This is a genomic window from Staphylococcus sp. NRL 16/872 (assembly GCF_022815905.2).
Taxonomy (GTDB): Bacteria; Bacillota; Bacilli; order Staphylococcales; family Staphylococcaceae; genus Staphylococcus.
Genome location: NZ_CP119327.1, coordinates 929,414 through 953,491 on the forward strand (window position 1 = coordinate 929,414; position 24,078 = coordinate 953,491).

The 24,078-nt window shown below is 32.3% G+C and carries 26 protein-coding genes; 19 read left to right on the forward strand and 7 right to left on the reverse strand.

Annotated features, from left to right (window positions below; translation table 11 throughout):
* Positions 1 to 62 precede the first annotated feature (62 nt).
* Genes pmtR through pmtD form a run of 5 tightly spaced genes read left to right on the forward strand, consistent with a single transcriptional unit; the run spans position 63 to position 3,616 of the window.
* Complete coding sequence (gene pmtR, locus MT340_RS04475; protein WP_103328231.1) at positions 63 to 443, forward strand: PSM export ABC transporter transcriptional regulator PmtR; 381 nt, start codon at positions 63 to 65, stop codon at positions 441 to 443.
* Positions 440 to 1,339, forward strand: a complete 900-nt coding sequence (gene pmtA, locus MT340_RS04480; RefSeq protein ID WP_243588948.1) for a phenol-soluble modulin export ABC transporter ATP-binding protein PmtA — start codon at positions 440 to 442, stop codon at positions 1,337 to 1,339. Before pmtR ends, pmtA begins: the two co-directional genes overlap by 4 nt.
* Entirely contained in the window at positions 1,336 to 2,037 is a 702-nt protein-coding gene (gene pmtB / locus MT340_RS04485) for a phenol-soluble modulin export ABC transporter permease subunit PmtB (protein WP_243588949.1), read from the forward strand. The genes pmtA and pmtB overlap by 4 nt, the downstream gene beginning before the upstream one ends.
* Positions 2,015 to 2,887: a phenol-soluble modulin export ABC transporter ATP-binding protein PmtC gene (pmtC, locus tag MT340_RS04490; protein ID WP_243588950.1), complete on the forward strand. Its 873-nt coding sequence runs from the start codon at positions 2,015 to 2,017 to the stop codon at positions 2,885 to 2,887. The genes pmtB and pmtC overlap by 23 nt, the downstream gene beginning before the upstream one ends.
* Positions 2,888 to 3,616 (forward strand): phenol-soluble modulin export ABC transporter permease subunit PmtD, encoded by a 729-nt coding sequence (gene pmtD, locus MT340_RS04495; protein WP_243588951.1) that lies wholly within the window; start codon positions 2,888 to 2,890, stop codon positions 3,614 to 3,616.
* A gap of 45 nt (positions 3,617 to 3,661) precedes the next feature.
* Here the strand turns inward: pmtD and MT340_RS04500 are convergent, their stop codons facing one another.
* A complete protein-coding gene (locus MT340_RS04500; protein ID WP_243588952.1) occupies positions 3,662 to 4,222 on the reverse strand; it encodes a thioredoxin family protein in 561 nt (186 codons plus the stop codon).
* Positions 4,223 to 4,414: 192 nt separating this feature from the next.
* Here MT340_RS04500 and MT340_RS04505 point away from each other — a divergent pair, with 192 nt between their 5' ends.
* The 3 genes from MT340_RS04505 to MT340_RS04515 are packed head-to-tail and all read left to right on the forward strand — an operon-like array spanning position 4,415 to position 6,352.
* The gene (locus MT340_RS04505; protein ID WP_243588953.1) at positions 4,415 to 4,900 is read left to right on the forward strand and encodes a hypothetical protein; all 486 of its coding nucleotides are present in this window, start codon (positions 4,415 to 4,417) and stop codon (positions 4,898 to 4,900) included.
* A 55-nt stretch (positions 4,901 to 4,955) separates the two neighbouring features.
* On the forward strand, positions 4,956 to 5,513 hold the full coding sequence (locus tag MT340_RS04510) for an HAAS signaling domain-containing protein (protein ID WP_243588954.1): 558 nt from the start codon (positions 4,956 to 4,958) through the stop codon (positions 5,511 to 5,513).
* On the forward strand, positions 5,510 to 6,352 hold the full coding sequence (locus MT340_RS04515; RefSeq protein ID WP_243603608.1) for a DUF4097 family beta strand repeat-containing protein: 843 nt from the start codon (positions 5,510 to 5,512) through the stop codon (positions 6,350 to 6,352). The genes MT340_RS04510 and MT340_RS04515 overlap by 4 nt, the downstream gene beginning before the upstream one ends.
* A gap of 53 nt (positions 6,353 to 6,405) precedes the next feature.
* On the opposite strand, the gene MT340_RS04520 is transcribed toward MT340_RS04515, so the two are convergent.
* Positions 6,406 to 7,446, reverse strand: coding sequence for a C45 family autoproteolytic acyltransferase/hydrolase (locus tag MT340_RS04520; protein WP_243588956.1), 1,041 nt, complete (start codon positions 7,444 to 7,446; stop codon positions 6,406 to 6,408).
* Between the two features lie 336 nt (positions 7,447 to 7,782).
* Here MT340_RS04520 and MT340_RS04525 point away from each other — a divergent pair, with 336 nt between their 5' ends.
* Together MT340_RS04525 and pglS are read left to right on the forward strand one after the other, a co-directional pair.
* Entirely contained in the window at positions 7,783 to 7,956 is a 174-nt protein-coding gene (locus tag MT340_RS04525) for a hypothetical protein (RefSeq protein WP_103299074.1), read from the forward strand.
* A 170-nt stretch (positions 7,957 to 8,126) separates the two neighbouring features.
* Positions 8,127 to 9,164 (forward strand): 6-phosphogluconolactonase, encoded by a 1,038-nt coding sequence (pglS, locus tag MT340_RS04530; RefSeq protein ID WP_243588957.1) that lies wholly within the window; start codon positions 8,127 to 8,129, stop codon positions 9,162 to 9,164.
* A gap of 58 nt (positions 9,165 to 9,222) precedes the next feature.
* Here pglS and MT340_RS04535 read toward each other — a convergent pair whose 3' ends face one another.
* The 3 genes from MT340_RS04535 to MT340_RS04545 form a co-directional block, all read right to left on the reverse strand.
* Positions 9,223 to 10,602, reverse strand: a complete 1,380-nt coding sequence (locus MT340_RS04535) for an aldehyde dehydrogenase (protein WP_243603609.1) — start codon at positions 10,600 to 10,602, stop codon at positions 9,223 to 9,225.
* 147 nt (positions 10,603 to 10,749) lie between these two features.
* Positions 10,750 to 11,679 (reverse strand): manganese-dependent inorganic pyrophosphatase, encoded by a 930-nt coding sequence (locus MT340_RS04540; RefSeq protein WP_243588959.1) that lies wholly within the window; start codon positions 11,677 to 11,679, stop codon positions 10,750 to 10,752.
* 55 nt (positions 11,680 to 11,734) lie between these two features.
* A complete protein-coding gene (locus tag MT340_RS04545) occupies positions 11,735 to 12,289 on the reverse strand; it encodes a cysteine hydrolase family protein (protein WP_243588960.1) in 555 nt (184 codons plus the stop codon).
* Positions 12,290 to 12,485: 196 nt separating this feature from the next.
* On the opposite strand from MT340_RS04545, the gene MT340_RS04550 reads away from it, so the two are divergent.
* Positions 12,486 to 13,568 (forward strand): glycoside hydrolase family 55 protein, encoded by a 1,083-nt coding sequence (locus tag MT340_RS04550; RefSeq protein ID WP_243588961.1) that lies wholly within the window; start codon positions 12,486 to 12,488, stop codon positions 13,566 to 13,568.
* Between the two features lie 240 nt (positions 13,569 to 13,808).
* Here the strand turns inward: MT340_RS04550 and MT340_RS04555 are convergent, their stop codons facing one another.
* Positions 13,809 to 14,609: a prephenate dehydratase gene (locus MT340_RS04555; RefSeq protein ID WP_243588962.1), complete on the reverse strand. Its 801-nt coding sequence runs from the start codon at positions 14,607 to 14,609 to the stop codon at positions 13,809 to 13,811.
* A gap of 30 nt (positions 14,610 to 14,639) precedes the next feature.
* Positions 14,640 to 15,707 carry a nitric oxide synthase oxygenase gene (locus MT340_RS04560; protein WP_243588963.1) on the reverse strand — a complete coding sequence of 356 codons (1,068 nt, stop codon included), beginning with the start codon at positions 15,705 to 15,707 and terminating at the stop codon, positions 14,640 to 14,642.
* A 180-nt stretch (positions 15,708 to 15,887) separates the two neighbouring features.
* Between MT340_RS04560 and MT340_RS04565 the strand changes: the two genes are divergently transcribed.
* From MT340_RS04565 to pcrA, 8 genes are all read left to right on the forward strand, one after another.
* Positions 15,888 to 17,357: a nicotinate phosphoribosyltransferase gene (locus MT340_RS04565; RefSeq protein WP_243588964.1), complete on the forward strand. Its 1,470-nt coding sequence runs from the start codon at positions 15,888 to 15,890 to the stop codon at positions 17,355 to 17,357.
* Positions 17,350 to 18,171: an ammonia-dependent NAD(+) synthetase gene (gene nadE, locus MT340_RS04570; RefSeq protein WP_243588965.1), complete on the forward strand. Its 822-nt coding sequence runs from the start codon at positions 17,350 to 17,352 to the stop codon at positions 18,169 to 18,171. Before MT340_RS04565 ends, nadE begins: the two co-directional genes overlap by 8 nt.
* A 148-nt stretch (positions 18,172 to 18,319) precedes the next feature.
* Positions 18,320 to 18,925 (forward strand): DUF2179 domain-containing protein, encoded by a 606-nt coding sequence (locus MT340_RS04575; protein WP_243588966.1) that lies wholly within the window; start codon positions 18,320 to 18,322, stop codon positions 18,923 to 18,925.
* Positions 18,906 to 19,085, forward strand: coding sequence for an NETI motif-containing protein (locus MT340_RS04580; RefSeq protein ID WP_126565877.1), 180 nt, complete (start codon positions 18,906 to 18,908; stop codon positions 19,083 to 19,085). Before MT340_RS04575 ends, MT340_RS04580 begins: the two co-directional genes overlap by 20 nt.
* Before the next feature lie 258 nt (positions 19,086 to 19,343).
* Positions 19,344 to 20,639, forward strand: a complete 1,296-nt coding sequence (purB, locus tag MT340_RS04585) for an adenylosuccinate lyase (RefSeq protein WP_243588967.1) — start codon at positions 19,344 to 19,346, stop codon at positions 20,637 to 20,639.
* A gap of 95 nt (positions 20,640 to 20,734) precedes the next feature.
* Entirely contained in the window at positions 20,735 to 21,037 is a 303-nt protein-coding gene (locus MT340_RS04590; protein ID WP_103297985.1) for a YerC/YecD family TrpR-related protein, read from the forward strand.
* A gap of 154 nt (positions 21,038 to 21,191) precedes the next feature.
* The gene (pcrB, locus tag MT340_RS04595; protein ID WP_243588968.1) at positions 21,192 to 21,887 is read left to right on the forward strand and encodes a heptaprenylglyceryl phosphate synthase; all 696 of its coding nucleotides are present in this window, start codon (positions 21,192 to 21,194) and stop codon (positions 21,885 to 21,887) included.
* Positions 21,884 to 24,076, forward strand: a complete 2,193-nt coding sequence (gene pcrA, locus MT340_RS04600) for a DNA helicase PcrA (protein WP_243588969.1) — start codon at positions 21,884 to 21,886, stop codon at positions 24,074 to 24,076. The genes pcrB and pcrA overlap by 4 nt, the downstream gene beginning before the upstream one ends.
* The last annotated feature ends 2 nt before the right edge of the window (positions 24,077 to 24,078 follow it).

Consider the following 24,078-nt stretch of genomic DNA (forward strand, 5'->3'; position numbering starts at 1 on the left):
ACTTTACAAATTTGTATATACTGTATATATTATTTATATACAGTTGTTAAAGGGGGACAGCGATGAAGATAATTTTAAAGAACACCAGTGAACAACCCATTTATGAACAAATTAAGCAACAAATTAAAGAAAATATTTTAAAAGGTTATGTTGAAGCGGGTAGTCATTTACCTTCCATGCGAGAATTAGCTAAAGATTTACAAGTGAGTTTAATTACTACCAAACGTGCTTATGAAGATTTAGAAAAAGAAGGCTTTGTCACAACGATTAGAGGTAAAGGAACATTTGTGAAAGAACAAGATAGTTCAATTTTAAAGGAGAAACAATTCTTTGTGATTGAGAATCTAGCCCGTTCAATGATTAAAGAAGCCAAGACCATTGGCATGCCTCTAAAAGAGTTAAAGGAAATATTAACTTTAATTTATGAGGAGGAAGAAGAATGAATGCAATCGAACTTAGAAATGTAAATTATAGTAATAAGTCGTTTGCGCTTAAAGATATTTCATTCGATGTTCCTCAAGGCTTTGTTACTGGGTTCATTGGCGGTAACGGCGCAGGAAAAACAACGGTCATTCGATTGATTATGGATTTATTAGAAGCACATAGTGGTGAGATTAAAGTTCTCAATAAGAGGATGGTTCACGAACCACAATGGATTAAAAATAAAATAGGTTTCGTTTATTCTGAAATTTATTTTAACCAACAATGGTCAGTGAAAAAATTAGAAAGTTTTATTTCTCCATTTTATTCCAATTGGGATAAAGCAGCATTTCACCATTATTTAGAAAGATTTAATTTACCATTTAAAGATAAGATTAAAAACTTTTCAACTGGGATGAAGATGAAGCTCTCACTTGCAATTGCACTAAGTCATCACGCTGAGTTATTCATATTCGATGAGCCAACAGCTGGTTTAGATCCCATCGTTCGAAATGAAGTGCTTGAAATTTTACAGCAAGAATTAATTGATGAAAACAAAACCGTGTTTATCTCAACGCACATCATTTCAGATTTAGAAAAGATTGCTGATTATCTTGTTTATTTAAAAGATGGTGAAGTAAAAATTCAAGGCTATCGTAACGAATTGCAAGGGCAATATTTCATTGTAAGAGGCGATACAAAAGATTTAGATGAGGAATTAAATCAATTATTTCTATATAAAGAAGAAAGGGCTACCGGTTATCTAGGGTTTACCCAACAAGCAAATGTATTTAAAGAATTGTTTGGCAACAACGTAGATATTAAACAGCCTTCTATAGAAGAATTGATGATTTACTTGGAAAAATCTGATCGCATGCATTTACATCAAGAAAAACATCAAAGTGAGTTGATACAATGAAACAGCTATTAATTAGAAATTTCAAATTACGTAGTTGGACGCTTGCTTTATATATTTTACTGCTTGTAATTAATCCTATTTATGCCATGATTATAGCGCATACAACATGGAGTTATATCATCTATATACCTGTCGCTATAGCATTAATGCTACTCAGTATTTTGGATTCAGGACATTTATTTAGGATTCATAGAAGATTAGGAGGAAAATCATCCCATATCTTTTATGAAAGCTTACCTGTTTCAAAAAAAGATATGTTAAATGCAAACTATATCACATGTATTGTTTTAACTTTATTTGGAGCACTGATTATAGGATTATATAATTTTCAAGCTACGAATATTGAAATCAATGATTTACGTTATTCAACAGCCATTTCATTTGTATATGTTAATTTCTTCAGTATTCCTATTGCATTTCAGAAAAATACTGTACGAAAAAGTGAACATATATCATACGCTGTTTACATTATTTCAATGATGTTAGTTATACCTTTTACGATTGCTTTAGTGTTTACAGCGACAAATACAATGTTTTTAAATAATGCATTAAATACGCAGCTATATGCGAAATATATTAATTATGGCTTACTACTATTAAGTGTTTTATGTATGATACTTAATTACATTATTCAATTTAGACATATTAATCAACGAATTAAAAAGGAGGGCTTTTATGAAGCTAGAGAACATCACTAAAACGTATGGTTCTAACAACGTTTTAGACAATATTAACTTTGATTTTGGAAATAGCCAAATTGTTGGTTTAATAGGTAAAAATGGTGTTGGTAAAACAACTTTAATGAAGGTAATGAACGGTAATATTATTAACTTTAAAGGGAAAGTAGGTCTTAAAGACAACGAGAATGTGGGCTATTTGATCGAACATCCTAAACTTTATGATAATAAAAGTGGGTTAAATAACTTGAAGTTATTCGCTCAAGTATTAGGAAAAGGGTTTGATAAAGCTTATTCTGATAAGATTATCGATGCATTCGGCATGAGACCTTACATCAAGAAAAAAGTTAAAAAATATTCAATGGGTATGAAACAAAAGTTAGCCATTGCAGTATCACTAATGAATAAACCAAAATATTTAATCCTTGATGAACCTACAAATGGTATGGACCCTGATGGTTCAATTGATGTGTTAGAAACCATTCAATCATTAGTGAATGATTTAGGTATGAAGATTTTAATTTCAAGTCATAAATTAGAAGATATTGAATTAATTTGTGATAGAGCGGTCTTCTTAAGAGATGGACATTTTGTACAAGACGTTAATATGAAAGATGGTAGCGCACAAGATTATACATCGGTTAAAGTAAGTCATGACGACTTCAAAACAGCACTCGAGTACTTAAAAGCGCATTTCAATGTTTTACAATCTCATAAAGAGAGTGGCGAAATAAATATTAAAGTGCAACAAGATTATCAATCATTAATTAAAGCACTTGCAGAGAAGAATATTTATCCTAAATTCATTGAAACACGTAAAAGTTCGCTTCGAGATACGTACTTTAATATTAACCAGAGAGGTGACAAATAAATGAGAAGTTTACAGTTAGTGAAACATGATATCATTAGTTTTTGTAAAAGCTATTTAACATATATTGCTTTATTACTTATTTGGGCAATGCTAGGATTAATGACAATATTGATGGCTCAACACAATGACAAAGTAGATTACTCAACTATTTTACCAATGGCAAACTGGATGTTCTTATTCTTTGGTTTATTAGTAGTAATTAAAACTATTACTCGCGATTATTCACAAGGAACAATCCAACTATACATGAATAAAGTTAAAAATAGAATCGGTTATGTCGTTGCGAAAACAATTTCTATAGTGATTATTTCATTCATATTTACTTTGATTACTTATGTAACGATGTTGATTATCCAAGCATTTACAGATGGTAAGAATTTAGACGGAGATAAATTTTTAAATAATATTTGGTTTTATCTTATCTTCTTACTATTCTTTGGTTTATTACTATTCTTAATAACTCTAATCGTACAAAAACCAGCTGTTATCTTTACTTTAGGTATCTTCTTAGTATTTATTGTACCTTTCGTTCAACCATTTATTGGGTTTATTCCAGAATGGGGCGATAACATACAGAAATCACTTAAATATATTCCATTCAGTTATTTAACTGAGAAATCTAACTCTGGCAATATTAAATTTTCAAATTGGCAATGGTTCATCTCAATTGCCTCAATTGTGGTTTTCTTCATTGCTAATGTAATTTACGCTGCAAAACGAGATATTTAAGCTAATGAAAAAGAGTCTGGGTGATCCACCCAGACTTTTTAATACCTATAATGATAATTTATTAATAATTGAATCATAAACTTGATTCCATAATTCTGTATCATTTTTATATTTTGAGACAATTTCTTGATGTACTTCTTTTTCTTTTTCTTCAAATGTTGGATCGTCTTTTTCTGGTAATTTGTCTGCTCTTATATGAGTAACAAATTCTTGAGCTTCGCGTGCTCTTGGTCCCCAAACGCTAACTTGTTCATAGTTATCATTTAAGAAGATAAAGATTGGAATAGAGCGAGCTGTCCCATTGGTTAAATAACGATCAATCAAATTAGTGTCTTCATCTCGGTGAAATACACGTACTTCAAGATTTAAATATTCACTGATACGCGCTAATATAGGAAGGTTCATCATTGCGTCGCCGCACCAGTCTTCTGAAATTACTAAAACCTTTGAGAATGAAGCGTCTTTTAAATTTTCAATTTTACTATCATTGGAAGGAATACTAAATGCATCGTATATTGCTAGTACATTATTTTTATTTGTAGTCATATCTGCAATATAGTCTTCAAGTGGTTGGCTTTTTTTGTAATATGTTTCTAAGTTAGACATAAGTAAAACCTCCTTAAATAAATTTACATTATTATAACAAGTTTTTTGGAAAATTGATATTTTTAATACTTTTACTAAAAATATAATAAATTGAAAATTAAAAAAACGATATTTATAATTTCCATGATATCTTTGTAGATGAAAGAGTTATTATGATATATTTAATTTAATACGATTAAAGTGGTGGTTATTTTGCGCATTCAAAATAGATGGGCTGTTTCGATTATCTTTGCTATTTTAGCATTTGCGGTGGTCATTAGTCTTACTATTTATAAAAATGAAAAGACAGTTGATTTAACAGATATAAAGATAAATAATGTACAACTCAATCAACAATTTGATAAATCTCATTATAATGTGAATCATCACATTAAATTAGATAGATATGAATTTTATAATGATAAACATCATAAAAATGTGACAGTAAAAGTTAAAAAGAAACAAAACAAAATTAAAGGTATTGTTGTGATTAACGATTCTAAAGTAGATACAAATTTTGGTGCTCACATAGGTGGACATGTAGATGATGTGATTAACTACTTAGGTGACAATTATCGTAAAGATAAAGTGGGTAAAGGTTATGATGCAATTGTCTATGTAGATAAGGAAAACCATATGAAATTATCTATTCTTTATAAAGATGGTATTGTGAAACGTATTGAATTCTTTAGCCGTTAAAGTTTTATAACATGATATGTGAAATAAACAAATTAAGAAAGTATGTGAAAGAGAAATGGATAAAATTACTTTTTTAACTGAACTAGAGATGGAATTAGATGAATTGCCAATTGAAGAAAAAGATAAATTAATGAACGATTATGAAAATCATTTTTATAATCAAGAAACAAAGGGCAAATCAGAAAAAGAAATATTATCTGATTTAAAAGAGCCACACGCAATTGGTAAAGAACTGAAAGCTAAAGAAGCAATATCATATGCAAAAGTTACGCCGAATTTACGTAACATTATTAGAGCAATCATGGCGTCCTTGAGTTTGGGCGTCATTTCATTTATTTTTATCATTATTCCTCTCCTTATATTTTTAGGGATTTTGTTATTAGTGTTTTTATTTTCAATTTTTCTTATTCTTTTCCCGATTATATTAATTATTACGAGCTTCGTAAAAGGTATCCAAGATTCGTTTAGTAATTTTCTTTTTAGTGTTTCTTATAGTGGAATAGGCATTGTATTAATTGCAATTACAATTATTATTACTCGAAATTTATATAGACTCGTATTAAAGTATTTATCATGGTATATACAAACGATTAAAGGAAGAATCAAACAATGAAGAAAGCGATAATTACAGGTTTAGTTATTTTTATAGGATTTTTCTTAGCAGCAACGTTAGTATGGTTTGTCCATGATAAAGAAGAATATAAGAAATTAAAGTATAATAAAGAATTTACTAGTAAAAATCTAAATACACTTAATATTGACAGCTTTAGTTCTGATATAGCTATCAAAAAAGGTAACCGATTCAATGTAAAATATGTGGGAGATAATGATGTAAAAGTTTCTACCAAAAAAAATGCAATTAATATAAAAGAACGTCGAGCTGAAAATAGAGGATATAGTTTTAATGTTAATCCCTTTAATTTAAGTAAATCTACAATTTATATTACTATTCCCGAAAAGGGTTTGAAAAAAATGCAGATTGATGCTGATATGGGCGAAGTGATGCTTGATAATTTGAAAGTAAATGAAGGTTCTATTTATAAAGAGGGAGAAGATATTTATGCTAATCATTCAGAATTGGATGATATAAATATAGAAAATGGCTCTGGCGATTTAGTTATTAAAAATAGTTTAGTTCGCAATATTAAATCAAAATTACATGTTGGTAGTGTTAAAGTCAACAATTCAAAAATACAAAATTCTATATTCTTAAGTGAGATTGGTTATTTAAAATTTACTGATATGCATAGTGAATCAGATTTAAAAGGTTCAAGTAAACAAAAATTTATAACTATGAGCTATAAGGAAAAACCAAAAGACACACTTTTAAAATTACATCCGGGAACTGGAAAAGCTAAAGTAGAAAACAGAGCTTTTAAAAATGGAAAAGTTGGTAAAAGCAAGAATATTGTAGAATTTTATACTGTAAAATACGATATTACAATTAAATAATTGTACATAAATAAATGTCGACGAATTACTTCAAAGTTCGTCGACATTTTTATTTAATAATTAGCGAATGTTAAATTTGTATCAATTCTACCTGTAAATTGTTTGATTTCTAGTTCAGTACCATTAAGCCATGATTGAAAATCAATGGAAGTGGGTGTTTGGTTCTCACCTAATGTCATCCAAGCCGTTAAACTTTGTGGTTCATACATAGAAGTATGTATCGTACCTGACCAACTTCTAAATAATTTACTATAAATTTCATATTGAGGATCATTAAAAAGTTTAAAAGCGGTGAATTTATCTAAGTCTTGTGACACTTGATTAACGGTGCGTTCTAATCGATCACGCGATTCGGTCGTATAATTACGATTTTCATGTGTTAACAATTCAAAATGATTAGTACACACTTTATTGTATCTAACATCGAAAGAACGAGGAGTGACTTCTACAATAGCATGATGTAACTGTCTATCCATCAAAATGTAACTGAATGAACTTCTATGAGGCAGCTCTTTTAAAAACTGAATCGCTTCTTCGACATCTTTACAATGTTCTAAGACTAAACGACCAATCATATAACAGACAAAACCGTTAGCAGGTTTCTTACGATGCATAAAGTTATAGCCCATACAAAGTCCAGCTTCGTTCATTCCATCCATACGTCCTGTAACACGTGATGTAGGACCGATTTGAGCCAAACCGCCATCATTAGGTTGGAATAATAAATATCTACCATCATATGTAGCAGGATGGTAATCATAATTACGTACCATGTAATTTGGGCCTTGGAATACAGTACATCCACTTTCTTTCAAATCAGTGAAACGATAATGAGCAAAGTTTAAAATCATTTGCTTCGTTGGTAGATTAAGTACTTCTTGCATTCCCGTTAATTCTTCCCAAATTTCAGGCGCATACGTTTGAAAAACTGAGTAGGTTTCATTAACATCTATATCAAAACGAGGCATACGTTTTTTCCACTCGCGTTCACGATTTTCTAGTAAAGGTGTTTGTTTAAGCCATTGAGCCGTTTTAACACCTAAATCAAAATGTGACCCTCGAAATGTCATGATATCCGATTTCACTTGTTGCATGAGAAGGCCTCCTGAAAATTTAAAATATTGTAAAATAGCATTAATTGAAAACTAATATAATTATTACTATACTGAACATGATAGCAAGAAAAATTAAAAATACAAGGAGGGATAGAATGATTTCAGATGCATATAGAAGTGTAGTTGATTCAGTAAAATCTTGGTGGTTATCTTAAATTAAAGTGCAATTAAAAATTATGAAGTTTTTGAATTTTTGAAATTCAATTTTTAGCGATTATTATAAGACGAAAAAAGCTATCTATTTAACCATCACAGTAAGTATGATAAAATATAATATTGTAAACGCACTTATTTTTATTTCAGAGGTGAAACTTAATGTGGGATTTAATTAAAGGTTTATTCAAATTCTTATTAAGCTTTGTAGTCATCACTACATTAGTAATTGGTGTAGGCGTAGCTGCATTTGCTTACATTTTCAAAAAAGACTTTGAAGATATCGAAAGAAAAACAAAAGAAATCGTTTCAGATATCGAAAGCAATAATGCTTAATTAATCGATTAAATTGATCCAGTAATTTCATATGGAATTGCTGGATTTTTTATTTTATTTAAATGATTTTTGTGAATGTAAGTTATAAACAATAACTCTGAGTAGGAATAATTGGCATGTCTATCTTACTTTTAATAAAATGAAATTAATAAATGATTGGAGGTTTTTCTATGGCAACGAGAGGTTATATTGGATCTTATACTAAAAAAGAAGGTAAGGGTATTTATCGCTTCGAATTAAATGAAGATAATGGCCAAATTGATTCAGTCGAAACTGGATACGAGATTGAAGCTTCAACCTATTTAGCACAAACTGAAGACTTCTTATATGCGATCACTAAAGAAGGCGAGCAATGTGGAGTAGCAGCTTTTAAAAAAGATGAGGAAGGTAACTTGTCCTTAATTAACAAATGTTTAGAATCTACGCAAGGCACTGGATGCTATATTTCTGTTTCATCTAATCACAATTATTTATTTGAAGCGGTATATGGCGCTGGACTAGCACGTATCTATCAATTAAATAAAGAAACTGGTGAAGTAGTTAAATTAATTGAAGAATTAGCACATGACTATCCAACGGGTAGCCATGAACGTCAAGAACAGCCACACGTTCATTTTATAAACGAAACGCCTGACAATAAATTTATAGTTACTGCAGATTTAGGCACAGACCGATTAGTCACTTATGAATTTGGCGATAATGGATTTAAAGAGCATTCTGTTTCTCAATTTAAAGATCAAGATGGTCCAAGACATATTGCTTTTCATAAAAATGGTAAATACGCTTATGTTGTTCATGAATTATCCAATTATGTAAGTGTAATACGTTACGCTGATGGGAAATTTGAAGAAATAGAACGTCATTTAACTATTCCTGAAGATTTTGAAGGAGATACTAAATTAGCAGCAGTAAGATTATCTCACGACCAACAAAGTTTGTATGTGAGTAATCGTGGTCATGATAGTATTGCAGTATTTACAGTAACTGAAGAGGGCGCAGCACTTAATCCAGTAGAAATTGTAAAAACTGGGGGAGAATTCCCTAGAGATTTTAATATTACGGAAACAGATGAATATCTTGTATGTGCTCATCAAGAAGGTAATTATGCAGTTACTGTTTTCAATCGTGATACAAATACTGGTAAACTCACACCTAAAGATAATCAATATACAGCCCCAGAAGGTGTATATGTAGGATTTTTAGAATAATTAAAACAAAGCTACGACATTTAAATGATGTCGTAGCTTTTATATTGTTTTGCTCTCTTTAATTTTTGAAAATAGCTTTAATGTATTTAAATTTACCTTTATATGGAGGATAAATAATACTTGAATCTAAGCGTGTGGATTTGAAAATATATGATTTTTTATGACTAAATGTGTCGAATGTATATTTACCATGATATTGACCAATTCCTGAAGAACCTACGCCACCAAATGGTAAGTTTGGGTTTGCTAAATGCATCAATGTGTCATTGATAGCACCACCACCGAAAGACAATTCATTTAATACACGGTGTGTCGTATTTTCATCTTCACTAAATAAATATAAACTTAATGGTTTTGATTTACTTTGTATGATATCTATTGCTTCATCAAAGTCATCATAGGTGATGATTGGTAAAAGTGGACCAAAGATTTCTTCTTGCATAATTTTTGAGAGTGGATTGATACCTTCTAATATCGTAGGTTCAATATAACGTTCAGATGCATCCGTATGGCCACCAAATGCTACCTCGTTATGATGCACGGCTAATAATTCATTTAATCTATTAAAATGTTTTTCATTAACGATGCGTCCAAAATCTGGACTTTTTTGAATATTTTTACCGTAAAATTCACTTATACTATGTTTTAATGCATGTATAAGCTCATTTTTTACCTTTCGATTAACAAGAATATAATCAGGGGCCACACAAGTTTGACCTGCGTTAGTAAATTTTCCAAAGCTGATGCGATCACTAGCAACCTTTATATTTGCTGTTTCGTCTACAATGACAGGGGATTTACCACCTAACTCAAGTGTGACAGGTACTAAATTCTTGCTGGCAGCCTCATAGACAATTTGACCAACTTTCTCACTACCTGTAAAGAACATATAATCGAAAGGTAGATTGATTAAAGCTTGTGTTTCTTCGATACCGCCTTCTACAGTAGAGATATATTCAGATGCAAAAGTTGTTTCAATTATTTTACTGATTACACTAGCTACGTGAGGTGTTAATTCGGATGGTTTAACGATAGCAGTGTTTCCTGCAGCAATAGCACCGATTAAGGGTTCAAAGACAAGTTGTACAGGGTAATTAAATGGACCGATAATTAAAACAGTGCCATAAGGTTCAGGCTTAATGTAACTTTTAGAAGGAAACATAAATAAGGGTGTATCAACTTGCTTTGTTTTAGCCCAATTTTTAAGTTCTTTACGCGCCGTTTTAATACTTTTTAATAAAATTCCAATTTCTGTGGCATAGGCTTCTACAGGACTCTTACCTAAATCTTCTTTTAAAGCTTCAAGTAATTCATTTTCATGATTTTTAATACTTTTACTTAATTTTTTTAATTGTTGTTTTCTAAACTTAATATCTTTTGTTTTATGTGTTTTAAAAAAAGTTTTACTGTTTTCAAATTGTTGCTCTATTGAAGACAAGCACAAGACCTCCTAAAATTTAAATATTTATTAATAAATAAGATTAATATAAAAAGTAAATATGATTTATATTATTTATACCCAATTTTTGAGTTATTAAAAAAACTGAGCCACCAATTGTGACTCAGTTTAAATAGAAACAACAAATTATTTAGTTAATACTTCAGTAATTTGTGGCACGACTTGTTTTTTACGTGATACTACGCCAGATAAGAAGGCCATACCATCATCTAATTGAACTTTGAAAGCTTCGCCGACTTTATCTTTTTCAGCACCAACAACTAAAATTTTAGAGTCACTATTAATAATATCAGTCACTACTAATACAAATAAATCATATTTTTCGTTAGTACTAGTTTCTAACATCGCTTTTTCTAATTCATCTTTACGATTTAATACTTCGTCGATATCAACTGTATTGACTTGAGCGATACGAGTTACGTAGTCACCCATATTAAATGATTTAGCATCCATGTCTAATAATTCTTCAGCAGATTTATCAGTGGTAGAAGCACCTGCTTTTAACATTTCTAAACCATATTCATCTAAATCAACATTAGCGATATCTTTTAATTCTTTAGCAGCATTCACATCTTCTTCAGTACATGTTGGAGATTTGAATAATAAGCTATCAGAAATAATAGCTGAAATCATTAATCCTGCAATTTCAGGTTTGATTTCAAAACCACGTTCTTTATACATTTTATATAGAATAGTTGCAGTACAGCCAACTGGTTCAGCACGATAGTATAGCGGACCTGCTGTTTCAAAGTTAGCGATTCTGTGATGGTCTACTACGTTTAAAATTGTCGCATCAGCAATTGTTTCTGCACTTTGTTGGAATTCATTATGGTCAACTAGAATAACATTTTGTCCTTCTAGATTATCACTTAATAATTCTGGTGCTTTGACTTCAAAATGATCAAGCGCATATTGTGTTTCAGCGTTGATATCACCTAAACGATAAGCTGTTGCGTCAGAATTACCAGTTAATTTTTCAAAATCAGCCATGATGATAGCTGATGAAATAGCATCTGTATCTGGATTTTGATGTCCAAAAATATAAGTTTTTGCCATAGTTTTAATTCACCCTTATCCTATAAATTTAATATTATTTTAGCATGTTTTAGGGCTATTCATCCACCTTGGCGCCTAATGAGTTTTGGAAATGACCGAGCGCCCACTCATGTCCTTGTGCATTGAAAGAAGCAACGCCATCTTTAGGAATTACAATATGATAACCCAGATTATATGCAGCAACTGCAGTATGTAATACACAAATATCTGTGCATACCCCTACAATTTCAACTTCAGTAATACCTCTTTCTCGAAGTAAGCTATCTAATGGAGTTCCATAAAATGAATCATAGCGACGTTTATCTAAGTAGTGGATATTATCACTCTCTTCATGTTTCTCATAAAAAGTTTTAACGTTTCCATATAATTCGCGTCCAGGTGTGCCCGCGATATTATGTGGGGGAAAGAGCTTAGTTTCTGGATGATGTTCGTCATTCTCATAATGTAAGTCCATCATAAAGAAAATATTATCATTATGTGCTTGATAATATTCAAGACGATTAACAATGAATTTTTCAATGTCTTGACCAGGTTGGCCACATGTTAAACGGCCATCGTCACCGATAAAATCATAAGAATAATCTACAACAATTAAGGCTTTTTTTGTCATATTCTAACTTCCTCTCAAGTGCATGTTTGAGGTAATCGAAAATTGTATAATAATATAGATAAGACTTTTACATATACCTCAAGTATGGTTTAACTAAAATTGTTAACTATAGTATAGCTTTACTCTGGATTTGATACAAATTTATACATAAATTTTAAAATTGTAATACATAATGATAGATAGGGGACAATAAAAAATGATAATTAATGCTCAAGATTATGGGTTAAAAGGGAAGAATAAGCGTAAAGACACTAAGGCAATTCAAAGGGCGCTAAATGCCGCAAAAGACGGAGAGCAAACTGTTTATATTCCTAAAGGTACCTATCATATCGGTAAAGCTTTAGTGATATATGATTCAACAACACTTCTTCTTGAAGATGAAACAGTCTTGCTACGTTGTAGTAAGGACGCATTATTGAAAAATGGAAGACGCTTAGGTTTTTATCATGGTTATAAAGGAAACAGCCACATTTATATCAAAGGTGGTGTATTTGATATGAATGGAGGAGATTATCCTTACAATAATACAGCAATGTCTATTGGACATGCGGAAGATATTCAACTATTAGGCGTAACTGTTTTAAATGTAGTGGGTGGCCATGCGTTAGATGCTTGTGGTATCAATGGTTTATATATTAAAGATTGTAGGTTTGAAGGATTTTACGATATCAATGGGGATCGTTCATTTTCAGAAGCAATACAATTAGACATTCAAGTGCCTGGTGCATTTCCTAAATTTGGCACGACAGATGGCACAATTACTAAAAACGTTGTTATTGAAAATTGTTACTTCGGTAATTCAGAACATCCAAAAATGCAAGCGTGGAATAGAGCCATAGGTTCACATGCAAGTCGATATAATAAATTCTACGAAAATGTACATATCCGGAATAATATTTTTGATGGATTAAATGAGTATGCACTCACACCATTAAAAGCTAAAAATATGACTGTTTCACGTAATGAATTTAAAAATTGTAATGGTGGTATTCGTTTTTTAGGAGTGAAGGATGGCAAGAATGCGGCTGACCCAGTAACAGGCCGCGTTCAAGCGTCTCAAGCAGGTGAGAATTTCAGTGTTATCGGAAACATTTTTAAGGGAGAAATGAAAAGAGATGCGATTCATGTTAGGAGTTATAATAATGTCAAACATGCGAATATCTTTGTAGCAGGAAATACTTTTAATCATGCATCGCAAAAAATACATTTAGAAGATATTTCTGATTTAACCTATAACCAAAGTGATGATGTACCAGTGAACAAAATTAACGTTCAATAGTATTTATCATAAAATAGGCTAAGACTTAAAAAAATATGCTCTGGGAAAATGATTAACGCCTTCCCAAAAGCAGGATTCTCGGCAGCGGGGCCCCCAACACAGAGAATTTCATTCAGAAATTCTACAAACAAAGCAAGTTGGGGACTCACGACTCGACAAAATTTGGGGAACAATTTTGCTCATCGTTCGGTTCTGCTCAAAGTTCTGCTCAAATCCTAAACGCTTTTGTCCAGACCTCATTTAATGACGATTAAATGCTCCAATGACTTTTACTTTGAAATCTAACGTTTCTAGGATGGACATCACTTTATTGAGTTCGGTACATAAACCAATATCAGCTTGCACAAAGAAGCGATACATACCTAATTTCGTTTTTAAAGGTCTCGATTCAATCCATGACAGATTAATATTAAATAACGCAAAGGTATTTAATATACTTGCTAATAAGCCGGCTTTGTCAAATTTCGGTGTAATGAGCAATATCGTATTTTTAGCTTCCATATTATAGCGGTCATGATTTTTCACCACCAGGAAACGAGTCACATTATGAGGATAATCTTGAATGTTGCTATCAATAGGCATATAACCATATGCTTCACCGCTTCCAAGAGGTGCAATAGCACCTTCAGTATCTGAAATTTTATCTAATCCTTGAATTGTACTATCCACATAATCATATGAAAAATGATGGCGATAAATATAAAGACTTGTTTGGCTTATAGCTGGCGCAATTGAATATACTTTTTTAATGTCTTCAACGGTAGCACTTTCTTTACCATATAAGGCGAAGTTGATGGCTAGGTGAATTTCACCATGGACATAAATTTCTTGTAACGCTAGTGCATCAGCAATAATGTTGATAGTACCTTCGATAGAATTTTCAATAGGTACAATGCCGACGGAGTCGTCATTTCCATTAACTGACTTTACTACTTCATATAAATTCGATTTCGGTGAATATGTAGCTTCACCTTCAGAGATAAAAGTCTTTGCAGCTAGGTAAGAGAACGTCCCTTTAGGACCTAAATAATATAATCGCATCTTATAATGTCACCCCATGACTGTTGAACACTAGTGGAATGGACATTTCATCGATTGTTTCTCTTTGTAATGGAAGTTAGGGTCTTTCATTTCATTGTGATAACCATGATGATAATTCGCTGTTAACGTTGGTGAAAGTGGGGGCGCTAACCAAGACCATTTACCTGTCACTTCACGCTGTGCCGCATGTTCTTTCTGTTCAAATAATTCAAATTGCTTTGATGCAGTCAAATGATCAACGATAGATACACCTTGAGATTTAAATGAATGATAGACCGCATAATTTAACTCTACTAATGTTCGATCTTTATTAAATGATTTATTTTTAAGTGTATCAAATTCGAAAGCTTCTGCAACTTTTTCTAATAAATTGTAGCGATAAGGATCTGTGAAATTACGTACGGCTACCTCTGTTACCATATACCAACCATTAAATGGTGCAGTAGGGTAAGTGATACCGCCAATTTTTAAATCCATATTAGATATGATAGGCACACCATACCACTTTAAATTTAAATCTTTTAATTTTGGAAAATGGTCATGTTCAATATTGACTTCTTTTACTAAAGAGGACGGTAAATCGTACATTTTAACAGGTTCACCAGGTAATTGATAAATTAACGGCAAAACATCAAAATCTGTACTTTGTCCTTTCCATCCCATATGTTGTGCCAGTTGTGTAATTTCACGTTCAGCTGGATCGCCTTTATCTTCATAACCTGCATAACGTATAAGTTGATTGTTGTATATGCGGGGTGCCTTTTCAGAAGAGAAAATAGTAATATAAGGCTTGATCTTGCCGTCGTTCGTAGCTTCATCTAAATGTGTATTAATCGCTTCGATAAAACCCACTTCAGTCGTTACGTCTCGAGCGTCTTTCACATACAGTGAATCCCAAAATAGGCGCCCGATACAGCGATTAGAGTTTCGCCACGCCATCTTTGCCCCGTAATTCAACTCTTCATAAGTATGCGTATAAGTGCCAGTTTGAGCAATTTCTTCTTCGATTTCATTGATTCTTTCAGTTATTTTATTTGTTGGATATGCTAATTCGGAATACATGGTTTGTATAAATGACTTTGCTTCTTCAAATATCATATGAACACCTCAATAAGTATTATAATCTAGGCAACTAATGAACACATTCAAATATATTTTTTGTCACGAATTTGTCAGATAACTTTATTTTTATTTTTAAAAAAGGATAAAAATTGGGAGAATACTCACAATTCTCTAATTGTGATAAAATATACAAAAAGATCGTTAGGAGAGATTAAGGTGTATCGTTACCAAGATGATAGTTTAATGCTACATAATGACCTGTATCAAATTAATATGGCCGAAAGCTATTGGAATGATGGCATTCATGAACGAAATGCTGTATTCGATTTGTATTTTAGAAATATGCCATTTGAAAGTGGTTACGCGGTATTTAATGGATTAAAACGAGTGATTCAATTTATTGAAAATTTCCATTTCAGTGATTCAGATATTGAATATTTACAGTCAATTGGATATCAGAATGATTTTTTATCTTATTTAAAAAACCTTAAATTCACAGGTAATATTAGAGCTATGCAAGAAGGGGAATTGTGCTTTGGGAATGAACCGTTATTACGTGTAGAAGCACCATTAATTCAAGCACAACTTATTGAAACGGTATTATTAAATATAGTTAACTTCCATACGTTAATTGCTACAAAAGCCAGTCGTATTCGCCAAGTGGCACCAGAGGATACATTGATGGAATTTGGAACAAGACGTGCGCAAGAACTGGATGCAGCAGTTTGGGGTGCACGTGCAGCTTATATAGGTGGTTTCGATTCAACAAGTAACGTGCGTGCTGGTAAATTATTTGGTCTTCCAGTTTCTGGAACTCATGCGCATGCGTTAGTACAAACGTATGGTGATGAATATAAAGCGTTTAATATTTATGCTGAACGTCATAAAAATTGTGTCTTTTTAGTAGATACATTCCATACCTTGAAGTCAGGTGTGCCTAACGCTATCAAAGTAGCTAAAGAATTAGGGGATAAAATAGATTTCATTGGTATTCGCTTAGATTCTGGCGATATCGCCTACTTATCAAAAGAAGCAAGACGTATGTTAGATGAAGCGGGATTCACTAATGCTAAGATAATTGCTTCTAATGATTTGGATGAACAAACAATAATGAACTTGAAATCTCAAGGTGCTAAAGTGGATTCATGGGGGGTAGGCACAAAATTAATTACCGGGTATGATCAGCCAGCTTTAGGTGCAGTATACAAATTAGTAGCGATTGAAGATGAAAATGGGGAATATATTGATCGTATTAAACTATCTAATAATGCTGAAAAAGTTACAACACCTGGCAAGAAAAAAGTTTACAGAATTATTAATACAAAAACTGGTAAAGCAGAAGGCGATTACATTACGTTAGAACATGAAAATCCTAATAATGAAAAACCATTAAAAATGTTCCATCCAGTCCACACGTATAAAATGAAACACATTAAACATTTCGAAGCCATTGACTTACATCACTCTATTTTTGAAAATGGTAAACTCGTTTATGACTTACCAAGTGAAAAAGAAGCGCAAGATTATTCAAAACAAGCACTTTCTAAATTATGGGAAGAAAATAAACGTTATTTGAATCCACAAGAGTATCCAGTGGATTTAAGTACAGCATGTTGGGATAATAAACATAAACGTATTTTTGAAGTTGCGGAGCATGTAAAAGAAATGGAGGAAGAAAATGACTAAATTACAAGATATTGTAGTGAAAGAGATGAAAGTGAAAGCGCACATTGGAAGTGAACATGAAGTACATGAAATTATTCATTTTATTAAAGAATATGTTCAATCACATGCTTTTATAAAATCCCTCGTACTAGGTATTTCTGGTGGTCAAGACTCTACATTAACAGGTAAACTTGCTCAACTTGCAGTAGAAGAGTTACGTAAAGAAGGACGAGAATGTCAATTTATCGCTGTTAAATTACCATATGGTGTACAAAGAGATGCTGATGAAGTAGAAGATGCACTTAAGTTTATCCAACCAGATGAGACAATTACAGTTAACATTAAGCCAGCGGTAGATCAAAGTGTACAATCATTGAAAGATGCAGGAATTGAATTAACAGATTTTCAACGTGGTAATGAAAAAGCACGTGAACGTATGAAAGTACAATTTTCAATAGCTTCTAACCGTAGTGGCATTGTCATTGGCACAGATCACTCGGCTGAGAATATCACTGGTTTTTATACTAAATATGGCGATGGTGCTGCTGATATTGCCCCTATTTTCGGATTAAATAAAAGACAAGGCAGACAATTATTACAATATTTAAATGCGCCTAAACATTTATATGAAAAAGTGCCAACAGCGGATTTAGAAGATGATAAACCACAATTACCTGATGAAGAAGCACTCGGTGTAACGTATGATCAAATTGATGATTATTTAGAGGGTAAAGAAGTGCCAAGCGAAGCACGCGAAGTCATTGAAAAACATTATGTTCGCAATGCGCATAAACGTGAGTTAGCTTATAATCGTTATACTTGGCCTAAGAATTAAATTCGAATGACAAGGGTTTTCATGCAATCTTTAAATTTTAACTTCCTTGTTTAATCACTATTCTATAACGATTTTTTAGTGACAAATTAAATATTCACTGATAAAATGAGTTCGATTTTAGTTATATAAGGAAGAAATGGGGATTTAAATGTCAGTGATAACATCAAATCCATGGACAATGGTTATAGCGATATTTATCATTAATGTTTTTTACGTAACATTTTTAACAATGCGTACAATCTTAACATTAAAAGGTTATCGTTATATGGCAGCAGCAGTAAGTTTCCTTGAAGTTTTAATATATGTGGTTGGTCTTGGACTAGTAATGTCTAGTCTTGATCAAATACAGAATATATTCGCCTATGCCTTTGGCTTCTCAATAGGAATTATGGTAGGTATGAAGATTGAAGAGAAACTAGCTTTAGGATACACAGTCGTCAATGTAACTTCAGCAGAATATGAGTTAGATTTACCTAATGAATTAAGAAATTTAGGTTATGGTGTTACCCATTATGAAGCACACGGTAGAGATGGTAGTCGAATGGTTATGCAAATCTTAACTCCTCGACGCTATGAACGTAAATTGATGGAAACTGTTCGTAATTTAGACGAAAAAGCATTCATCATTGCCTATGAACCAAGAGCGATTCATGGTGGTTTCTGGACAAGAGGTTTACGCACACGTAAAGTTAAAGCATACGAAGTAGAAGAAATAGAAAGCGTTGTGGAACACAGTGAAGTTCAGAGTAAATGAGAACGAAACGATTGCTGATTGTTTAGCACGCATGCGTGAAGAAGGCTATATGCCCGTGCGTCGCATTGAAAAACCAGTATATACAGAAGATAAAAATGGTAATGTAGAAGTTTTACGACAAGATATTCAATTTGTTGGTAAGAAAATCGAAAGTGAATAATTGAATTACAAATTTTGAATAGGAAATCTAAGTGCAATTTCTAAAACTTGATTGCACTTGGGTTTCTTTTTTATTGGGGACATCAGTGTCTATTTTCCAAATAATCTATTATACTTATTACATAGAAAAAAGGTTTATACTTTTTAAATAGAATCTGTTAAACTAAAAACAAGTACTTAAACACGAACTATTTGTGTGTTTTTATAATAAATGTACAGTTTTTGTGATGAATCTAATACATAGAATAGGAGTTTAAAAATGATTGAACGTTATTCAAGAGAAGAAATGGCTAGTATTTGGACAGACCAAAATAGATATGAAGCATGGTTAGAAGTTGAAATTCTAGCATGTGAAGCATGGAGTGAATTAGGTCACATTCCAAAAGAAGATGTTAAAAAAATTAGAGAGAATGCTAAAGTTGATGTTGAACGTGCCAAAGAAATCGAAGAACAAACTCGTCATGATGTCGTAGCCTTCACTCGACAAGTGTCTGAAACATTAGGTGAAGAACGTAAATGGGTTCATTATGGGTTAACTTCAACAGATGTCGTTGATACAGCTTTAAGTTATGTGATTAAACAAGCTAATGAAATTTTAGAAAAAGATATTGAACGTTTTATCGAGGTATTAGAACAAAAAGCTAAAAAATATAAATATACTTTAATGATGGGGCGTACTCATGGTGTTCACGCTGAACCTACAACATTTGGTGTGAAAATGGCATTATGGTACACAGAAATGAAACGTAATTTAAAACGTTTTAAAGAAGTACGTAAAGAAATCGAAGTAGGAAAAATGAGTGGGGCAGTTGGCACATTTGCTAATATTCCACCAGAAATCGAAAGTTATGTATGTAAACATTTAGGAATTGACACTGCGCCTGTTTCAACTCAAACGTTACAACGTGATCGTCATGCTTACTACATTGCAACGTTAGCATTAGTTGCTACTTCTTTAGAAAAATTTGCAGTTGAAATCCGTAATTTACAAAAAACTGAAACACGTGAAGTCGAGGAAGCATTTGCTAAAGGCCAAAAAGGTTCATCAGCAATGCCTCACAAACGTAATCCAATTGGTTCAGAAAATATCACAGGTATTTCACGCGTTATCCGTGGTTATATTACAACAGCATATGAAAACGTTCCTTTATGGCATGAACGTGATATTTCACATTCATCTGCAGAACGTATTATGTTGCCGGACGTAACCATTGCATTAAATTATGCTTTAAACCGTTTTACTAATATCGTTGATCGCTTAACTGTATTCGAAGATAATATGAGAAACAATATTGATAAAACATTTGGCTTAATCTTCTCACAAAGAGTATTATTAGCTTTAATTAACAAAGGTATGGTTCGTGAGGAAGCATATGACAAAGTTCAACCTAAAGCTATGGAATCTTGGGAAACTAAAACACCTTTCCGTGAATTAATTGAACAAGATAGTTCAATCACTGAGGTGCTTTCTAAAGAAGAATTAGATGAATGCTTCAATCCCGAACACCACTTAAATCAAGTTGATACGATTTTCACACGTGCTGGATTAGAATAAGCCTATACTCTTTTTTCAATAAAATGACTACACTTTAACTATTTAATGCGTTAAAATAAATGTATATTGAAATTGGAATATAGGGGTTGTTTGAGATGCAAATCGAGAAACTACGAGGACAAGCATTAGATGAATTATTTGATGCGATATTAACACTAGAAAATAGAGAAGAATGTTACGAGTTCTTCGATGATTTATGCACAGTAAACGAAATCCAATCATTATCTCAAAGACTACAAGTCGCAAAAATGATTAAACAAGGTTTTACTTATGCCACGATTGAAAAAGAGTCTGGTGCATCAACAGCTACTATTTCTAGAGTGAAACGTTCGTTACAATGGGGTAATGATGCATATACAATGATTTTAGATCGTTTAAATATTGAAACAAAAGAATAGATATTTATATAAAAGGCTGAGACTTAGTGTCTCAGCTTTAATTTTTGACTTCAATTTTTATATTTTTCACTTTGGATGTTGAGGAATCTATTTAGAACAAACAGATTAAAAATGCTATAATTTAGTGTATGTTAAAAAAAGGAGTTATGGATATATGTACGACATTAAAGAGTGGCAACATGTGTTTAAACTTGACCCTGCAAAGGATATTAGTGACAAGGATTTAGAAGCACTGTGTATGTCTGAAACTGATGCAATAATGATTGGTGGCACAGATGATATCACTGAGGATAATGTCATACATTTAATGAGCAGAGTGAGACGATATCCATTGCCATTAGTACTTGAAATTTCAAATTTAGAAAGTATAATGCCTGGTTTTGACTTTTACTTCGTGCCAACCGTATTGAACAGTAAAGATACTAGGTATCATAATGGCATTTTACATAAAGCGCTAAAGCAATATGGACATATGATTAATTTCGAAGAAGTCATATTTGAAGGTTATTTAGTACTTAATGCAGAAAGTAAAGTAGCACAAGTCACACAATCAGATACTGAGTTGACTGCTGAAGATATTGAAGCCTATGCACAAATGGTAAATGATATGTATAAATTACCAATGATGTATATTGAATATAGTGGTAAATATGGAGATATTGAAAAAGTGAAAGCAGCCTCCCTAATGTTATCAACAACTCAGTTATTCTATGGTGGCGGAATTAGTTCATTAGAAGAAGCCAAGAAAATGAAAGATATTGCTGATACTATTGTAGTAGGTAATATTATTTATACTGATATAAAAAAAGCTTTAAAAACTGTAAAAATAAAAAAGGAGTCTAATAAATGAATTCATTAGTAGCAAACATGAATAAAGAGCAAAGTGAAGCTGTAAGAACGACTGAAGGACCATTGCTTATTATGGCCGGCGCTGGTTCTGGTAAAACAAGAGTATTAACGCATCGAATCGCTTATTTATTAGATGAAAAAGATGTTTCTCCTTACAACATATTAGCCATCACTTTTACAAATAAAGCAGCAAAAGAAATGAAAGAACGTGTAGAACATCTTGTAGGGGAAGAAGCCCAAGTCATATGGATGTCTACATTCCACTCAATGTGCGTGAGAATTTTAAGACGCGATGCAGATCGAATTGGTATTGAACGCAATTTTACGATTATCGACCCAACGGATCAAAAATCAGTGATTAAAGATGTGCTAAAAAATGAAAATATTGATAGCAAGCGTTTTGAACCTCGTATGTTTATCGGTGCTATTAGTAACTTAAAAAATGAATTAAAGACACCAGAAGATGCGATGAATGAAGCAAATGACTTTCATTCACAAATGGTAGCGACAGTTTATAGTGGTTATCAACGTCAACTATCACGAAATGAAGCTTTAGATTTTGATGACTTAATCATGAAGACGATTCGTTTATTTGAACGTGTTCCAGATGCACTAGAATATTATCAAAATAAATTCCAATATATTCATGTAGACGAATATCAAGATACCAATAAAGCTCAATATACACTTGTTAAGTTATTGGCTAGCAAATTTAAAAATTTATGTGTAGTAGGCGACTCAGATCAATCTATTTATGGCTGGCGTGGTGCCGATATACAAAATATTTTATCTTTCGAAGAAGACTATCCTGATGCTAAAACTATTTTCCTAGAGCAAAACTATCGTTCAACTAAAACGATATTAACCGCAGCTAATGAGGTTATTAAAAATAACACAGAACGTAAACCAAAAGGATTATGGACAGCAAATACTGGTGGGGAAAAGATTAAATATTATGAAGCGATGACAGAACGTGATGAAGCGGAATATGTTGTACGTCAAATCATTAAACACCGCAAGCTAGGTAAAGATTATAGTGACATGGCTATTCTTTATAGAACGAATGCCCAATCTCGTGTATTAGAGGAAACATTTATGAAATCTAATATTCCTTACACAATGGTGGGAGGGCAAAAGTTCTATGATCGTAAAGAGATTAAAGACTTATTAAGCTATTTACGCATTGTCGCTAACAGCAATGATGATATCAGTTTACAACGTATTATTAATGTCCCTAAACGTGGTATTGGTCCATCTTCAGTTGAAAAGATTCAACGCTATGCAATGGATAATAATATTAGTATGTTTGACGCATTAGGCGAAGTCGACTTTATTGGACTTTCTAAAAAAGTTACACAAGAATGTATTGAATTCTATGAACTTATTCAAAACTTAATTAAAGAACAAGAGTTCCTTGAAATAAGTGAAATTGTAGATGAAATCCTTGATAAATCAGGTTATCGTCAAATGTTAGAACGTGAACAATCCATTGAGTCTCGTTCACGATTAGAGAATATCGACGAGTTTATGTCAGTACCTAAAGACTATGAAGAGAATACACCACTTGAAGAACAATCATTGATTAACTTTTTAACAGATTTATCATTAGTGGCAGATATTGATGAAGCGCAAATTGAAAATGGTGTGACATTAATGACAATGCACTCTGCGAAAGGTCTAGAGTTCCCAATCGTCTTCTTAATGGGTATGGAGGAATCATTATTCCCTCATATTAGAGCAATTAAAAGTGACGATGACCATGAAATGGAAGAAGAACGACGCATCTGCTATGTAGCCATTACGCGTGCAGAAGAAGTATTGTATATCACTCACGCCACATCTCGGATGTTATTTGGACGCTCACAATCAAATATGCCATCTCGTTTCTTACGTGAAATACCAGAAGAACTATTAGAAACACCTGAAAAACAACAACGACAAGTGATCTCTCCTAAATCTAAAACACCAGCTAAACGTGGATTTAGTAAGCGTACGACTTCATCTAAAAAACAAGTATCCGCTTCAGATTGGAATGTTGGCGATAAAGTGACGCATAAGTCTTGGGGCGAGGGTATGGTAAGTAATGTAAGTGAGAAAAATGGCTCAGTCGAATTAGATATTATTTTCAAATCTGAAGGCCCTAAACGACTCTTAGCACAATTTGCCCCAATTACTAAAAAGGAGGATTAATG

Bases quoted from the DNA above. Each gene is read 5' to 3' on its own strand.
- pmtR (WP_103328231.1), top strand. From the start codon at position 63: ATGAAGATAATTTTAAAGAACACCAGTGAACAACCCATTTATGAACAA.
- pmtA (WP_243588948.1), top strand. From the start codon at position 440: ATGAATGCAATCGAACTTAGAAATGTAAATTATAGTAATAAGTCGTTT.
- pmtB (WP_243588949.1), top strand. From the start codon at position 1,336: ATGAAACAGCTATTAATTAGAAATTTCAAATTACGTAGTTGGACGCTT.
- pmtC (WP_243588950.1), top strand. From the start codon at position 2,015: ATGAAGCTAGAGAACATCACTAAAACGTATGGTTCTAACAACGTTTTA.
- pmtD (WP_243588951.1), top strand. From the start codon at position 2,888: ATGAGAAGTTTACAGTTAGTGAAACATGATATCATTAGTTTTTGTAAA.
- MT340_RS04500 (WP_243588952.1), bottom strand. From the start codon at position 4,222: ATGTCTAACTTAGAAACATATTACAAAAAAAGCCAACCACTTGAAGAC.
- MT340_RS04510 (WP_243588954.1), top strand. From the start codon at position 4,956: ATGGATAAAATTACTTTTTTAACTGAACTAGAGATGGAATTAGATGAA.
- MT340_RS04515 (WP_243603608.1), top strand. From the start codon at position 5,510: ATGAAGAAAGCGATAATTACAGGTTTAGTTATTTTTATAGGATTTTTC.
- MT340_RS04520 (WP_243588956.1), bottom strand. From the start codon at position 7,446: ATGCAACAAGTGAAATCGGATATCATGACATTTCGAGGGTCACATTTT.
- MT340_RS04525 (WP_103299074.1), top strand. From the start codon at position 7,783: ATGTGGGATTTAATTAAAGGTTTATTCAAATTCTTATTAAGCTTTGTA.
- pglS (WP_243588957.1), top strand. From the start codon at position 8,127: ATGGCAACGAGAGGTTATATTGGATCTTATACTAAAAAAGAAGGTAAG.
- MT340_RS04540 (WP_243588959.1), bottom strand. From the start codon at position 11,679: ATGGCAAAAACTTATATTTTTGGACATCAAAATCCAGATACAGATGCT.
- MT340_RS04545 (WP_243588960.1), bottom strand. From the start codon at position 12,289: ATGACAAAAAAAGCCTTAATTGTTGTAGATTATTCTTATGATTTTATC.
- MT340_RS04550 (WP_243588961.1), top strand. From the start codon at position 12,486: ATGATAATTAATGCTCAAGATTATGGGTTAAAAGGGAAGAATAAGCGT.
- MT340_RS04555 (WP_243588962.1), bottom strand. From the start codon at position 14,609: ATGCGATTATATTATTTAGGTCCTAAAGGGACGTTCTCTTACCTAGCT.
- MT340_RS04560 (WP_243588963.1), bottom strand. From the start codon at position 15,707: ATGATATTTGAAGAAGCAAAGTCATTTATACAAACCATGTATTCCGAA.
- nadE (WP_243588965.1), top strand. From the start codon at position 17,350: ATGACTAAATTACAAGATATTGTAGTGAAAGAGATGAAAGTGAAAGCG.
- MT340_RS04575 (WP_243588966.1), top strand. From the start codon at position 18,320: ATGTCAGTGATAACATCAAATCCATGGACAATGGTTATAGCGATATTT.
- purB (WP_243588967.1), top strand. From the start codon at position 19,344: ATGATTGAACGTTATTCAAGAGAAGAAATGGCTAGTATTTGGACAGAC.
- MT340_RS04590 (WP_103297985.1), top strand. From the start codon at position 20,735: ATGCAAATCGAGAAACTACGAGGACAAGCATTAGATGAATTATTTGAT.
- pcrB (WP_243588968.1), top strand. From the start codon at position 21,192: ATGTACGACATTAAAGAGTGGCAACATGTGTTTAAACTTGACCCTGCA.
- pcrA (WP_243588969.1), top strand. From the start codon at position 21,884: ATGAATTCATTAGTAGCAAACATGAATAAAGAGCAAAGTGAAGCTGTA.